Source organism: Pseudomonas sp. H2_A10 (assembly GCF_054680085.1).
Genome location: NZ_CP162821.1, coordinates 4,146,021 through 4,159,877, shown reverse-complemented (window position 1 = coordinate 4,159,877; position 13,857 = coordinate 4,146,021). Strand labels below are relative to the sequence as shown.

The 13,857-nt window shown below is 62.0% G+C and carries 16 protein-coding genes; 5 read left to right on the top strand and 11 right to left on the bottom strand.

What is annotated here, in order from left to right; translation table 11 throughout:
• Nucleotides 1-2: 2 nt before the first annotated feature.
• Nucleotides 3-878, bottom strand: a complete 876-nt coding sequence (locus AB4O23_RS19620; protein ID WP_460060309.1) for a LysR family transcriptional regulator — start codon at nucleotides 876-878, stop codon at nucleotides 3-5.
• 102 nt (nucleotides 879-980) lie between these two features.
• Here AB4O23_RS19620 and AB4O23_RS19615 point away from each other — a divergent pair, with 102 nt between their 5' ends.
• A complete protein-coding gene (locus AB4O23_RS19615) occupies nucleotides 981-1,850 on the top strand; it encodes an NmrA/HSCARG family protein (protein ID WP_267864597.1) in 870 nt (289 codons plus the stop codon).
• Here the strand turns inward: AB4O23_RS19615 and AB4O23_RS19610 are convergent.
• Together AB4O23_RS19610 and AB4O23_RS19605 are read right to left on the bottom strand one after the other, a co-directional pair.
• Nucleotides 1,811-2,449 (bottom strand): DUF6630 family protein, encoded by a 639-nt coding sequence (locus AB4O23_RS19610; RefSeq protein WP_460089718.1) that lies wholly within the window; start codon nucleotides 2,447-2,449, stop codon nucleotides 1,811-1,813. The two genes, AB4O23_RS19615 and AB4O23_RS19610, sit on opposite strands and share 40 nt — an antisense overlap.
• Nucleotides 2,450-2,464: 15 nt before the next feature.
• On the bottom strand, nucleotides 2,465-3,076 hold the full coding sequence (locus AB4O23_RS19605) for a TetR/AcrR family transcriptional regulator (RefSeq protein ID WP_017530401.1): 612 nt from the start codon (nucleotides 3,074-3,076) through the stop codon (nucleotides 2,465-2,467).
• 69 nt (nucleotides 3,077-3,145) lie between these two features.
• On the opposite strand from AB4O23_RS19605, the gene AB4O23_RS19600 reads away from it, so the two are divergent.
• Nucleotides 3,146-3,745 carry an NAD(P)H-dependent oxidoreductase gene (locus AB4O23_RS19600; RefSeq protein ID WP_116079785.1) on the top strand — a complete coding sequence of 200 codons (600 nt, stop codon included), beginning with the start codon at nucleotides 3,146-3,148 and terminating at the stop codon, nucleotides 3,743-3,745.
• Nucleotide 3,746: 1 nt separating this feature from the next.
• Here the strand turns inward: AB4O23_RS19600 and AB4O23_RS19595 are convergent, their stop codons facing one another.
• From AB4O23_RS19595 to AB4O23_RS19585, 3 genes are all read right to left on the bottom strand, one after another.
• Complete coding sequence (locus tag AB4O23_RS19595) at nucleotides 3,747-4,136, bottom strand: hypothetical protein (protein ID WP_017530399.1); 390 nt, start codon at nucleotides 4,134-4,136, stop codon at nucleotides 3,747-3,749.
• Nucleotides 4,137-4,167: 31 nt separating this feature from the next.
• Nucleotides 4,168-5,424, bottom strand: coding sequence for a 3-phosphoshikimate 1-carboxyvinyltransferase (aroA, locus tag AB4O23_RS19590; RefSeq protein ID WP_460060307.1), 1,257 nt, complete (start codon nucleotides 5,422-5,424; stop codon nucleotides 4,168-4,170).
• A 90-nt stretch (nucleotides 5,425-5,514) separates the two neighbouring features.
• A complete protein-coding gene (locus AB4O23_RS19585; RefSeq protein WP_065878509.1) occupies nucleotides 5,515-6,069 on the bottom strand; it encodes a UPF0149 family protein in 555 nt (184 codons plus the stop codon).
• A gap of 160 nt (nucleotides 6,070-6,229) precedes the next feature.
• On the opposite strand from AB4O23_RS19585, the gene AB4O23_RS19580 reads away from it, so the two are divergent.
• Together AB4O23_RS19580 and nudC are read left to right on the top strand one after the other, a co-directional pair.
• Nucleotides 6,230-7,042 carry a crotonase/enoyl-CoA hydratase family protein gene (locus AB4O23_RS19580; protein WP_017530396.1) on the top strand — a complete coding sequence of 271 codons (813 nt, stop codon included), beginning with the start codon at nucleotides 6,230-6,232 and terminating at the stop codon, nucleotides 7,040-7,042.
• A 5-nt stretch (nucleotides 7,043-7,047) separates the two neighbouring features.
• Nucleotides 7,048-7,881: an NAD(+) diphosphatase gene (gene nudC, locus AB4O23_RS19575; protein WP_065878510.1), complete on the top strand. Its 834-nt coding sequence runs from the start codon at nucleotides 7,048-7,050 to the stop codon at nucleotides 7,879-7,881.
• Here the strand turns inward: nudC and AB4O23_RS19570 are convergent.
• From AB4O23_RS19570 to AB4O23_RS19550, 5 genes are all read right to left on the bottom strand, one after another.
• Complete coding sequence (locus tag AB4O23_RS19570; protein WP_017530394.1) at nucleotides 7,849-8,628, bottom strand: TSUP family transporter; 780 nt, start codon at nucleotides 8,626-8,628, stop codon at nucleotides 7,849-7,851. The two genes, nudC and AB4O23_RS19570, sit on opposite strands and share 33 nt — an antisense overlap.
• 114 nt (nucleotides 8,629-8,742) lie before the next feature.
• On the bottom strand, nucleotides 8,743-9,459 hold the full coding sequence (gene pcsA / locus AB4O23_RS19565) for a phosphatidylcholine synthase (RefSeq protein WP_017530393.1): 717 nt from the start codon (nucleotides 9,457-9,459) through the stop codon (nucleotides 8,743-8,745).
• A gap of 148 nt (nucleotides 9,460-9,607) precedes the next feature.
• Nucleotides 9,608-10,528, bottom strand: coding sequence for a class I SAM-dependent methyltransferase (locus tag AB4O23_RS19560; protein WP_017530392.1), 921 nt, complete (start codon nucleotides 10,526-10,528; stop codon nucleotides 9,608-9,610).
• Nucleotides 10,529-10,587: 59 nt separating this feature from the next.
• Entirely contained in the window at nucleotides 10,588-11,076 is a 489-nt protein-coding gene (locus AB4O23_RS19555; RefSeq protein WP_017530391.1) for a DUF1289 domain-containing protein, read from the bottom strand.
• A 145-nt stretch (nucleotides 11,077-11,221) separates the two neighbouring features.
• Nucleotides 11,222-12,472, bottom strand: coding sequence for a ribonucleotide-diphosphate reductase subunit beta (locus AB4O23_RS19550; protein ID WP_460060304.1), 1,251 nt, complete (start codon nucleotides 12,470-12,472; stop codon nucleotides 11,222-11,224).
• A 336-nt stretch (nucleotides 12,473-12,808) separates the two neighbouring features.
• Here AB4O23_RS19550 and AB4O23_RS19545 point away from each other — a divergent pair, with 336 nt between their 5' ends.
• Nucleotides 12,809-13,846 carry an isopenicillin N synthase family dioxygenase gene (locus AB4O23_RS19545; protein WP_017530710.1) on the top strand — a complete coding sequence of 346 codons (1,038 nt, stop codon included), beginning with the start codon at nucleotides 12,809-12,811 and terminating at the stop codon, nucleotides 13,844-13,846.
• Nucleotides 13,847-13,857: the final 11 nt, after the last annotated feature.

Sequence of the window (13,857 nt, the reverse complement as noted above, 5' to 3'; positions counted from 1 at the left end):
GCTTATCCGTTCAGCAGCAGCGACATGTCCGGGTACCTGGCACCTATAAAATCGACAAAAGCGCGCACCTTGGGTGCCGCCAGGCGCCTGGAGGTGTGCAAGACCCACAGTTCAGCCTCCACATCCGAAGCAACGCCCCACTGCACCAGCTCACCGCGGGCAAGCTGGCCCCACGCCATGGACTGCGGCAAGAGGGCAGCCCCACCACCTGCGACAGCGGCATCACGAATCATCAAGAAGGATGAGAAACGCAGCGTTGGAACCGGCTTCAGGATCAACTGGCCGCCATCGAGCGTCCAATGGCCGGGCTGGGAAGCCGACATCACGATGCCGGGAACGGGTCGGGTTGCGCCGGGCATTGGCCTGGGCACTTCAGGCGCCGCCACCACCACCAATCGGTCCCTGGCGAAGCAACGGCCGACCAGATTGCTGTCGGGGCTGGGGTTGATGCGGATGGCTATGTCGAATTGCTCCTCGACCAAATCGACCAGGCGATCCTCCGCCACCACGTCCAGCGTGATTTGCGGGTAGGCCGCACAAAAATCGGCGCCGATCCGGCCCATCGCCAGTTGGGAAAACAGCACGGGAGCCGCCACACGCAAGTGTCCGCGCGGCGTCGATACGCCGTCGCGAGCGGATGCCATTGCTTCGACTACTTCGTTCAACGGCCCCTCGGCGCGAGCCATCAGCGTGGCTCCAGCCTCGGTGAGCTTCAGGCCCCGCGCGCTGCGTTCAATCAGCCTAACGCCTAGTTGTTCCTCCAGTTCGGCAATGCGCCTGGAAAGTGTCGCCTTGGACCTGCCGCTGGCACGGCTGGCTTTTCCCAGCCCGGCGTTGTTGGCGACCAGGGCGAAATCAATCAGTGCGTTGAGGTTCATGCTGTTCCACATTTGAGACGGGGTGTCTACATAGTCGCGTCTTCGTTTTGTATGTGCAGCGGCCTATCGTCTGGTCTCCACTCCTCAACATGAGCAATAGCCATGAGCATTCTTGTTACCGGTGCCACGGGCACCATCGGTTCTCTTATCATCCAGGGCCTCAGCGAGGCCGGCGCAGAGGTCAAGGCTCTTGTGCGCCAGCCCGGTAAACGCGACTTTGCGGCAGGTGTCAGCGAAGTAGTTGCAGACTTGACCGATGTCGTGTCGATGCGTGCCGCGTTGTCGTCGGTGCGCACGCTGTTCCTGCTCAATGCGGTGACGCCGGATGAAGTGACGCAAGCCCTGATCGCGCTGAACCTGGCGCAAGAGGCGGGCATCGAGCGCATTGTCTACCTGTCGGTGATCCATGCCGATCGGTTCAGCAATGTCCCGCACTTTACCGGTAAACACACGGTCGAGCGGATGATCGAGACCCTCGACATACCGGCCACGATTCTGCGCCCGGCCTACTTCATGCAGAACGAACACATGGTGTTGCAGACTATCCGCGATTACGCGGTGTACCCAATGCCGATCGGCTCGGCGGGTGTGTCGATGATCGATGCGCGCGATATCGCCGATGTGGCAGTGGCTGAGTTGCTGCGTCGCGACCGGGCCCCGTCGGCGCTGGCGCGTACGACATTGGAACTGGTGGGGCCGCAAGCGCTGAGCGGTGAGTCTGTGGCTGGGATCTGGAGTACGGCGCTGGGGCGCGAAGTGACCTATGGCGGTGATGATGTCGCCGCGTTCGAAGCGCAACTGGCCGCGTACGGTCCGGCCTGGCTGGCGTATGACATGCGCTTGATGATGGCGGGTATCCAGACGTTCGGCATGCAAGCGGCCGAAGGTACGGTAAAGCGTCTGGAGGCTATCGTCGGGCACCCGCTGCGCACCTACGAGGCTTTTGTGCGCGAGGCGGTTGCCGGGGGCTGAGCGTCAACGGCGCCCTTCAAAAAGCCCTCCAGGCTGACCTTCACACCTGCTTGTTGTGCCAGCTCAACGATGGCTTCGACGCGCTGTGCATCCACGATAAACCCGACGTATTCGTCACCGCCGGAGTCCAGATGCACAAAGCGCTTGCCGAAGCCGGTGAGCCATTGGTCATAGCTGTCCAACACGGCTTGCATCGGTCGTGTGCCGGTGTGCAGGTAGGTGTAGGGTTCCTGCACGCCACTGGCCGAAGCCAGGTGGGGGGCAAGGTATTGGAACCCGTCGAAGCCACGCCAATCGACGTTGAGCAATGCAAGGTAGGCGAGTTTCTGGCCTCTTGACGGGTCAAGCAGCCCGTCGGTCAAGGCGCTGGTGGCGTCTTGATCGACGGCGTACTTGCGCAGCACACGCCGTACGAGCCTGGCTCTTTCTGGCTCGGGTGCGGCGCTTAACAGCGTTTCGGTCAGGGTTGCGAGCGCTTGCTTGCGAGCCTTGGATTCAGGTGTGCGAAATTCCCGCATGATTGCCGCATGACTGGCATTGGTTTCATCGGGAGGCGGCATCGTAAAACGGCCGCCGAACAAACGATCAAAGAACCCCATGCTGCCCCCTTTGCCTTACTTGCTTAGGCGTTGGTACCCAAGAACCATCGCCAGAATCATCGCCAACAGCTCCTGCTGCGCCTCTTCACGGCTGATTTCGCCGCTGGCCGCCGCGTGAGACAGCGCCTCTGCCGCGCCCAACATGGCGCGCAGGCCGGCTTGAGAGACGGTGCCCGTGGGCGCGAAGGGCGCCAGTGCGTCGCGGCATTTGTCGAGGAAGATCACCTCGTATTTGCGCTTGAGGGCTTCGAGCTCCGGCGAGCCGCTCAGTGCTGCGGTCACTCCCGGGATTTCCCGCCCCTGCAACAACACACAATCGACATACGACGCGGCAATCACCCACGCACGGTCTTCCAATGTCGCGCTGCTGGCGTCGATGGCGTCGGCAAACACTTGGTTCTGGCGCCCATCGAAATCTTCGTACAAGGCCGCCAGCAAGCCGGCACGGGTGACGAAATGGTCGTACACCACCGGCTTGGTCACGCCCGCCAGTTCCGCCAGGCGGCCCAGGGTCAGGGCGTCTGTGCCTTCTTCGCGCACCAGCTGCCAGGCCACTTCCAATAATTGACGCAGGCGATCTTCACGAGACAAACGCCGACGTGGGGCAGGGGATTCACTGCTTGACATGCTTATATACCAAAAGTAACTTACTAATCGTAACTTAACGCCAGCCTAAACCGAAAAGGTGTCAATGTCATGCACGCACTGATCGTTGTTGCTCATCACGACCCGCAATCCCTTACGCACAGCATTGCCGCGCACGTCGCCGCCGGCCTCGGCGCGTCGGGGCACACCTATGAAATCGCCGACCTTGCCGCCGAAGGCTTCGACCCGCGCTATACCGCTGCCGACCATCGGGTACACCGCACCCACGCCACGCCACCGGCCGATGTGCTGGCCGAACAAGCGCGCCTGGACCGTGCCGATGCGCTGGTGCTGGCGTTTCCGATCTACTGGTGGTCATTGCCGGGCCTGCTCAAAGGCTGGATAGATCGGGTATTCGTCAACGGCTGGGCGATCGATTACGGCCCGGACACCCCGGTGGTGAAAAAGCTGCGCCACTTGCAGGTGCATCTGCTCGCCCTCGGCGCGGCGGATCACAGCGCGTTTGACCGCCACGGCTATGCCAAGGCGATGCGCACGCAGATCGACTACGGCATCTTTGATTATTGCGGCGCGCAGGTGGTGACGTCCGAGCTGCTGCTGGACTCGGAAGGCGGCGCGGCGCAGGCACATATGAAAACTGCACATACCGTGGGGCGGGGGTTGTTCAAGGCAGAGACGGTTGCCGGCTGATTCAACCGTCGCGAAACAGATCGTGGGCATCCAGCAGGCGATAGGCGATTTCCGGGCGCTTCTCCATGCCTCGGCGAATCGCCGCCGGAATCGATTGCCGGGTCTTGCGACACATGCCCGGTAACTCGTCGATGACGATCTGAATCCCGCGCATGCTCTTGACCTCGGTATGACCCGGCGCGACATGCACGCGAATGCCCAATTGCTGGTACATCAGCTGTTGCATGCGCTCCAGGTCTTGCAGGCTCTTGAGGTCTTCAAGGCGTTCGAGCAGGCGTTTTTCTTCCTGGCGCGTCAGGTTGAGGATGCGCAGGTCGGCGCCTGGGGTTGCAAGCAAATGCTCGCGGTTACAGACGCAGGCGCCGGGTGGGCAGGGTTGGCGAATTGTCATGTGTGGCCCTCCCCAAACCGACGCGGCCGGCTCAGTAGCTGAGCGTGACCCCAAGACTGCCCAGGGCCTTCCAGTATTGCGGATAGGTCTTGGCCACGCAGTCCGGGTCCTGGATGCGGATACCCGACACTTTCAGCCCGGCCAGGGCAAAGCACATGGCAATGCGGTGGTCGGCGTGGGTGTCGATCAGCGCATTGCACGATGTGCCGGCCAGCCCAGGGTCGGCGGCCACCAGCAGGTCGTCGCCGTCGATGGTGGCCAGGCCCGGGCGAATCTCATTGAGGCCGTCATGCAGCGCTTGCACGCGATCACATTCCTTGACCCGCAGGTTGGCCAGCTCGGTGAAGCGCACGGGGGTGTTATTGAATGCGGCCAATACCGCCAGGGTCGGGATGGCGTCCTGCATTTGCGAGCCGACGACCGTGGCCTGCATGTTCGGGAACTGCGCGATCACGGCCTGGGCCTTGGCGTCGGGCTGGGTGAAATCCTGCGCGGCCACGCCGATGTCGATATGGCCGGCGGTCAGCACTTCGGCGGCCCACAGGTACGTGGCGGCGGAGGCGTCCGGTTCGATCAGGTAGTCATGGGCGGTGTAGCCGGTGGGCGCCACGCGCCAGGTGGTGTCGTCGACCGCTTCGACTTGCGCGCCGAACGCTCGCATGCAATCGAGGGTCAGGTCCACGTAGCCGCGGGCGCCGATGTCCTTGCCGGTCAGCGCCACTTCAATCGGCGCTTCACCGCATGCCGCCAGCATCAGCAGGGCAGAGACGTACTGGCTGGACAACCCGCCGTCGATCTCAAAACGTTTGGCCTGGACCTTGCCTGCGCCGTGCACGGTTACCGGTGGGCAACCGGTTGGGCTGTCGACCCGGATACCGTTCTGGCCGAGGGTGGCCAGCAGCGGGCCGATCGGGCGCTTGCGCATATAGTCGTCGCCATCGAGTACCACGGTGCCCTCGACGGTGGCGACCGCTGCGGTGAGAAAACGCATCGCGGTGCCGGCGTTGCCGAGGAACAGCGGTTGTGTCGGCAATTGCAGCTTGCCGCAACCGGTCACGACGAAAGTGGTGTCATCGGGCTCATCGATGGTCACGCCCATTTGGCGCAGGGCCACCGACATATGCCGGGTGTCATCGCTCTTGAGTGCGCCGCTCAGGCGGCTGGTGCCCTTGGCCAGGGCGGCCAGCAGCAGGGCGCGGTTGGTAATGGATTTGGAGCCGGGCGGTGCGACCTTGCCATTGAGGGGGAAATTGGGCGGTGTAACGGTCACGGTTTTCTGCGAACTCAAGGTACAAGGCTCCTGGTCAAGGCAAGGTGGTACGGAGTGGCCGACGGGCGGACCCGAATAATCGGCCAAAGGTGCGGTGCTTGTCGAGGTTTAGCGCTGGGAGAGCCAGTAATCGTGCAGCGCCCGCGCGGCTGGCTCGATCTCGCTGACGCGCTGTTGGTGGGCCTGCACGTCCAGGTCGGCGGGTAACTCGAAGTTGTCCTGCTCGGCGCACCAGGAGATTTTCTCCAACTGCGCGGCCAGTTCGACCGGCAGTTGCGGCCAATTGCCGATCGCTGCGCCACGGATGTAGCCAAAGCACCACTCTTCAGCCAGGGTCACGATTTGGCCTCGATGCTCGGTGTCATCAAAGCGTGCCTTGAAGTCTTGGGCGTTGTTGGCCAACTGTGCCGCCAGGGTGTTGATGTGGCGTACGCACAGCTCCAGGAAACGCTGTGCTTCTTCCATGTTTTCCCATTCCGGATTCTGCCCGCCCCAGATGGCCGGGAACCATTGGGCGATATCCACTTGCGTCGGGCTCGACACCAACGCGGTGAAGTAGCCGTCGAGTTCGGCCAGGTTCAGCACCGAATGATCATCGCCGTACTTGAGCAGGGTTTCTTCGATAAGGTCGAATTCGGCGGCGGCGAGGGGTTGGGCGTGCATGGCATTTCCTTAAAACATCGAGCGCCGCGTTCAGGGCGGCTTAAAGCGCCAAGGATGGCGCCTGGCAAGGTTTTTTGCCAGTCCCGCTTTTGGCCGATGCGCCGTCATGCACCCTTGTTATAGTTCGGGCCTTATCACTCGCCAGTCAGGGATCACTGCCATGTCCGAATACCAAGCTTTCGTCGTCGAACTCAGCGGCAACGTTGCCCATGTGCAGATCAATCGTCCGGAAAAAATCAACGCGATGAACGCCGCGTTCTGGACCGAGATCATCGACATCTTCCAATGGGTCGAAGACACCGATGCCGTGCGTGCGGTAGTGCTCAGTGGCGCCGGCAAGCATTTCTCCTCTGGCATCGACCTGATGATGCTGGCCTCGGTGGCCAACGAATTCGGTAAGGACGTGGGCCGCAACGCACGCCTGTTGCGGCGCAAAATCCTTGAGCTGCAAGCCTCGTTCAACGCCGTCGACAACTGCCGCAAGCCGGTACTGGCGGCGATCCAGGGTTACTGCATAGGTGGCGCCATCGACCTGATCAGCGCCTGCGACATGCGCTACGCCGCCGAAGATGCGCTGTTCTCCATCAAGGAAATCGACATCGGCATGGCCGCCGATGTGGGCACCCTGCAACGCCTGCCGCGCATTATCGGCGACGGCATGCTGCGTGAACTCGCGTACACCGGTCGCCAGTTCGGCGCCGAAGAGGCTCGCGGCATTGGCCTGGTCAATCGGGTGTACGCCGATCACGCGAGCCTGCTGGCCGGGGTGCTGGAGATCGCCCAGGAAATCGCCGCCAAGTCGCCGATTGCCATCGCCGGTACCAAGGCCATGATCAGCTACATGCGTGACCACACGGTCAATGACGGTCTGGAATACGTTGCCACCTGGAACTCGGCTATGTTGCAATCCAACGACCTGCGCGTGGCCATCGCGGCCCATATGAATAAGCAGAAACCCGAATTCGTGGATTGACTGACATGACTCCAGGCTGGATCACCACAACGCTGCTGGATAACGAAACCCCCGGCGGCTGGGCCGTCGCCCGCAGCCGCGACGGTTTTTTACATGACTCCAACGGCCCGCTGTTCCCACGCGAATGGCTCAAGCGCCAGGACCTCGCGGTGTTCGCCGAACACGGCCTCGGCCACCTCGATGGCGAGCCGGTGTACTTGCTGGAGCTCGACTCGGCGGGCGAGGTACCGGGGTGCAGCTGGCAGGGCCTGCGCGGCTTCATGCTGCAGGGCGATCACACCCTGTTCAAAGTGCTCGGTTATGCGGCGCAGATCGGCACTTGGGCGCGCGAACACCGGTTTTGCGGCAGTTGCGGCCAGGCCATGGTTCAGGTGCCTCGGGAACGCGCCATGTTCTGTGAGGCCTGCGACCTGCGCAGCTACCCACGGATTTCTCCGAGCATGATCGTGCTGGTGACCCGTGGCGATGAGATTTTGCTGGCCCGTTCGCCGCGTTTTGTCAGCGGCGTGTACAGCACGCTGGCGGGGTTTGCCGAGCCGGGCGAGTCGGCCGAGGACTGCCTGATTCGTGAAGTGCACGAGGAAGTGCAGGTGCGCGTGAAGAATATCCAGTACATGGGCAGCCAATGCTGGCCGTTCCCCCATTCGATGATGCTGGGCTTTCACGCCGAATATGCCGGCGGCGATATCGTGCCCCAGGCCGACGAGATCGAAGACGCGCAGTGGTTCAACATCCACGACCTGCCGCCGTTGCCGGCGTCACGCTCGATTGCGCGTTACCTGATCGACCTCTACCTGGCCCGTCGTTTAGGCCACGCTGAACCAGTGTTGCCAGGCTAGGCGCACCGTCAGGCCGAGGACCACGGTGATAAACACCGGGCGAATGAATTTGGCGCCGCCGCTGATCGCGCTGCGTGCGCCAAAGAACGCGCCCCCCATCACCGATATGCCCATGGCCAGGCCGACGATCCAGTCCACCGAGCCGTTGAAAATAAACACCGACAGGGCCGCCGCGTTACTGACAAAGTTCATGCTGCGCGCCACGCCGCTCGCTTTGACCAGATCGATGGGGTGCAGCAGCATCGTGCTCACCGTCCAGAACGCCCCGGTGCCGGGGCCTGCCACGCCATCGTAGAAGCCCAGGCCGAAGCCCTGGGTGGCTTGCCATTTCTTCTTGATCGGCGCCTCGGCGTCCAACGGTGTCTTGGGCGTACCACCAAACAGCAGGTAGACGCCGCAGGCGAATACGATCACCGGCAGCATCTTGTTCAGGGTTTCGGCGGGCAAGTAGTGCGCCACCACCGCACCGGCGAGGGCGCCGACCAGCGTGCCGACGATGGCATGCACCCACTGGCGCGGGTGGAACAGCTTGCGGCGGTAGAAGGTAAAGCTGGCGGTGGCCGAGCCGAAGGTGGAACTGAGCTTGTTGGTGCCCAGTACCAGGTGCGGCGGCATGCCGGCGGTGAGCAGGGCGGGCGTGGTGAGCAGGCCGCCACCGCCGGCAATGGCATCGATAAAGCCCGCGATAAACGCGACGCAGGCGAGAATGGCGAGGGTGGTCAGGTCAACGCTGAGTTCGAAGGGCATGGGATGGGCTTATTGTTGGCGGGGCGGGTGAGGGTCGCCATCTTACCTGCCTGATGTGCGCAGAACCAACTGTGGGAGCAAGCCCGCTCCCACAGTTGATCTGTGTATGTTTGGCTACTTGTGGGTGCCCAGCCACTCCAGCGCCGTGCGCCACACGCAAATCCCCAAGAAGTACGCTGACATCAGCGACCACAACCCGAATGTCCACGGGTTGGTGTTGGGGTAGTCGACCACCATCAGAAAACTGCACAGCAACCAGATCGTGGTCACCGCGATGTTGATCGGCATGAACCGCTTGACCCGGAACGGGTGCAGGAACTTCATCGGCGTGACGGTCAGCAGCGCCAGGCCGATCACGGTCAGCAGCGTCACCCAGGCCTGCGGCTGGATGATGTATACGCATAAGGCAACTACGTTCCAGGCGGCGGGGAAGCCGACGAAGTAGTTGTCCTTGCTCTTCATGTTCACGTTGCAGAAACAGAACAGCGACGACACCAGGATCACCGACACCGTGAACAGGTGAGTGAAGTCCGGCAGGTCGATGTAGCGGTAGATAAACAGTGCGGGAATGAACACATACGTGAGGTAGTCGATTACCAGGTCCAGCACCGAACCGTCGAAGCTGGGCAACACCGTGCTGACATTCAGTCGTCGCGCCAGTGAACCGTCGACGCCGTCCACTACCAGCGCCAAGCCCAGCCAGAGCAGGCAGGCCTTGGGTGAGTTTTCCAGCAACGCCAGGGTGGCCAAGAAGGCCAGGACCACGCCGGTGGCGGTGAAGCCGTGGGCGCCCCAGGCTTTGATTCTGGCTACATGCAGGGTCGATATCACGGGCGGTTCTCCAAAAGGTCAAACGGGGCAGCCGACAACGTGACGCGGTCGAGTCTGGCCGGGGAATGCAGGTATCGACCGGGAAGGGGGTTATAAGGTTCACCGCCCGGTGTATCGCTAAGCGTAGCAAGCGTAGGACGTTTCGACATCAACCCTGACGGAACACCAGTGCTTTCAAGCCACTTTGCGCGTCGATATCGGGAAATTCCGGCGGGTTTTCCAGGCGCTCGACAAAGCGCAGGCCGGGGGCCTCGCGGGTCACGCCGTCGATCAGGAAGTCCTCGCCGTAGGCCGGGTCGTTCATGCACGCCAGCACCGTGCCCTGGGACGTGAGCAGATCGGGCAGGCGGCGCAGCACGCGTTGGTAGTCCTTGGTCAGCAGGAAGCTGCCTTTCTGGAAGGACGGCGGGTCGATGATCACCAGGTCGTAGGGGCCGCTGTTGGTGACTTTGGCCCAGGACTTGAACAGGTCGTGGCCCAGGAAGGTCACTTTGCTCAGGTCATGGCCATTCAGGCGATGATTGTCGCGGCCACGGCTCAGGGCGCCGCGGGCCATGTCCAGGTTGACCACGTGGTCGGCACCGCCTTCGATGGCCGCCACCGAGAACCCGCAGGTGTAGGCAAACAGGTTGAGCACGCGCTGGCCGTGGGCCTGTTCGCGCACCCAGTTGCGGCCGTAGCGCATGTCGAGGAACAGCCCGCTGTTCTGTTTTTTACCCAGGTCGATCAGGTAGCGCAGGCCGCCTTCGGTGATGACCCGTTCCTCGATGGCGTCGCCCACCAGCCATTCGGTGGTGCTTTGCGGCAGATAACGGTGTTGCAGGGCCACGGCGTGTGCACCGAAGCCGGCCCAGTCGATCTGCGCCAATTGGTGCTTCAAGGCTTGCAGATGTTCGGTTTCCTTGAACAGGGCGACCAGCACGACGCCTTGCAGCCAGTCCACCGTCACCTGCTCCAGCCCTGGCCAGCAGCGGCCCCGGCCATGAAACAGGCGCCGGGTCTCGGCCGGCGCGCTGGCCAGGGCGGTGAGCAGGTGGGTGTGCAGGGTAGCGAGTGCGTCTGGGTTCATCGTTGAGCGTCGGTCGTTGAGCGGGCGGCATTTTAAACACAATCGGGCGCGGTTGTTGCTCAGAGCGTGGCGATCAAGGCTGGGCCAAAGGACTCACGCAGAAAGCCGGGGGCGATGTACCGCTCGTAATGCGCCTCGGAGAGCAGGAAGAACTCGCGGTCGATCGCGTCACGCAGGTCTGTGAGGTTGCGCTCGCGAAACTCCGGCAACAGCGCCAACCCATAGGCATCCAGCTTGGAAATCACCCGCGCACCTCGGGCAATCAGTTGGTAGGCCCAGCAATACGGCGACTGGTGCGGCATAAAGCGGATCTTGCGCTCTTCCAACTGCCGGCGCAGGCGTTGCGGGTCGAACACTTCCAGCTTGCTGGTCATTACCTGCACCAGCAGTTGCTCAAGGCGCAGCCACACCGCCTGTTTTTCCTCGGCGTTGTAGCCATTCCACTGGATGACTTCATGGTGATAACGCTTGCAGCCCCGGCAGACCAGGTCACCGTAAACGGTGGAACACAGACCGATGCACGGGGTCTTGATGGTTTGGTTGGGCATAAAGGGCAATTTGCAAAGTTTACGGAACACCGCGTTCCCAATGTGGGAGGGGGCTCCCGATAGCGGCGCATCAGTCACAGAGGCTTTAACTGAACTACCGTCATCGGGAGCAAGCCCCCTCCCACATTGGGGTGTGTGATGCTGATCAATCCCAGCTCAGCGCGCCGCCGGTCTGGTACTCGATCACGCGGGTTTCGAAGAAATTCTTCTCTTTCTTCAAATCCATAATCTCGCTCATCCACGGGAACGGGTTGGTCGTGCCTGGATACTCTTCCTTCAGCCCAATCTGCGACAAACGGCGGTTAGCAATGAACTTGAGGTAATCCTCCATCATCGCCGCATTCATCCCCAGCACCCCACGCGGCATGGTGTCGCGCGCATATTCGATCTCCAGTTGAGTCCCTTGCAGGATCATCTGGGTCGCTTCTTCCTTCATCTCGGCATCCCACAAATGCGGGTTTTCGATTTTGATCTGGTTGATCACGTCGATACCGAAGTTCAGGTGCATCGACTCATCGCGCAGGATGTACTGGAACTGCTCGGCCACGCCGGTCATTTTGTTGCGGCGGCCCATGGAGAGGATCTGGGTGAAGCCGCAGTAGAAGAAGATGCCTTCCAGTACGCAGTAGTAGGCGACCAAGTTGCGCAGCAGTTCTTTGTCGGTGTCGACGGTGCCGGTTTCGAACTTGGGGTCGGAGATCGAGCGGGTGTATTTCAGGCCCCACGCGGCCTTTTTAGCCACCGATGGGATCTCGTGGTACATGTTGAAGATCTCGCCTTCATCCATGGCCAGCGATTCGATGCAGTACTGGTAGGCGTGGGTGTGGATCGCTTCTTCGAAGGCCTGGCGCAGGATGTACTGGCGGCACTCCGGGTTGGTGATCAGGCGGTACACGGCCAGCACCAGGTTGTTGGCGACCAGGGAATCGGCGGTGGAGAAGAAGCCCAGGTTGCGCATGACGATACGGCGTTCGTCGTCGGTGAGGCCTTCGGGGTTTTTCCACAGGGCGATGTCGGCGGTCATGTTGACCTCTTGCGGCATCCAGTGGTTGGCGCAGCCGTCGAGGTACTTCTGCCAGGCCCAGTCGTACTTGAAGGGCACGAGTTGGTTGAGGTCGGCGCGGCAGTTGATCATGCGTTTTTCGTCAACGGCGACGCGGGCGGAGGCGCCTTCGAGTTCGGCGAGGCCTTCGGCGACGTCGAGTTTGTCCAGGGCAGCCTTGGCGCGGATGATGGCGGCGGAGTCGTTGGCGGTGACGGCGCGGGCTTCGACGGCGGCAGCGGCGCCGGCACCGTCGAGGCGGTCCATGTTGGCTTCGCTGGCGTGGCCGGCGTTGGCGCCCTTGACTACCGCTGCACCGGTGTCTTCGTTGTCGACTTCATCCCAACTCAGCATTGAAATACTCCTTCCTGATCTGTTTCGGCGGGGTGTGAACCCGGTCTAAAAATAGGTGATTTTGCAGACTGCTAGGCATTGAAATATTGCGCGGAGTGTGGTCGGTAAATACCGATTCTGCACACTATGTAGTGGTCTGTCTTGTAGGTCGGCACACTATATGGGGTGTAACACCTCTGGTCAACGCACAAGAGCGGCTCGACTGTCGCAGGGGCCAAGCGCGTGCGGCGTGGGTGTGCATGCCTAAGCTAATGCTAAAAAGGTATTTATTAGCGGTTTTTAAGATCGTTTAGCTTGGACGCTTCCCCAGGATGTTATTCAAGGAGCGAGCCGCCGATGGCCCACGTACAGTCAATTACCGCCTTGCCGCTGTTGGACCTGGCGCAGCTCGACGGCAGCCCGCAGCAGCGTCGGCAGTTTCTCGATGAGTTGCGTCTGGCGGCGCGCCATATCGGCTTTTTCTACCTCACCGGGCATGGCATCGACCGTGACTTGCTGGCCCAGGTGCAGCAACAGGCACGCGCGTTTTTTGCCTTGCCCGAGGCCGATAAACGGGCGGTGGGCATGCTTAACTCCCCCCACTTTCGCGGCTACAACCGCGCCGCCTCGGAGATCACCCGAGGCCAGCCCGACCTGCGCGAACAATTCGACGTCGGCGCCGAGCGCGAGCCCTTGCCCGCCGCGCAATACCCGGCCGCCTGGGCACGCTTGCAAGGCCCCAACCAATGGCCGCCGGCTCTGCCACAACTCAAACCCCTGGTGCTCGGCTGGCAGCAGGCGATGACGCAAATGGCCCTGCGCCTGCTACGCGCGTTCGCCCAGGCCCTGTCCCTGCCGGAAAACGCCTTTGATGCGCTGTATGGCGACAAACCCAACGAACATATCAAGCTGATCCGCTACCCCGGCCGTCATGCGCAGCAAAGTCGCCAGGGCGTCGGCGCGCACAAGGACTCCGGGTTCCTGAGCTTTTTGCTGCAAGACCAGCAGGCCGGTTTGCAGGTGGAAGTGGAGGAGGGCCGTTGGATTGATGCGGTGCCGCGCCCCGACACGCTGGTGGTGAATATCGGCGAACTGCTTGAACTGGCCAGCAATGGCTACCTGCGCGCGACCGTTCACCGCGTGGTGTCGCCGCCGGTGGGCAGCGAGCGGTTGTCGCTGGCGTTTTTCCTCGGGGCGCAACTGGACGCGGTGGTGCCGGTATACCAATTGGCGCCCGAGTTGCTGCGCGATGCCCATGGCCCCGAGAGCGACCCGCGCAACCCATTGCTGCGCGATGTGGGCTGGAACTACCTCAAGGGGCGCCTGCGTTCCCACCCCGATGTGGCTCAACGTTTCTACGCCGACGCCACGTTGCCCGAAGCACTGTCCGCCTGATCAGGAGATCA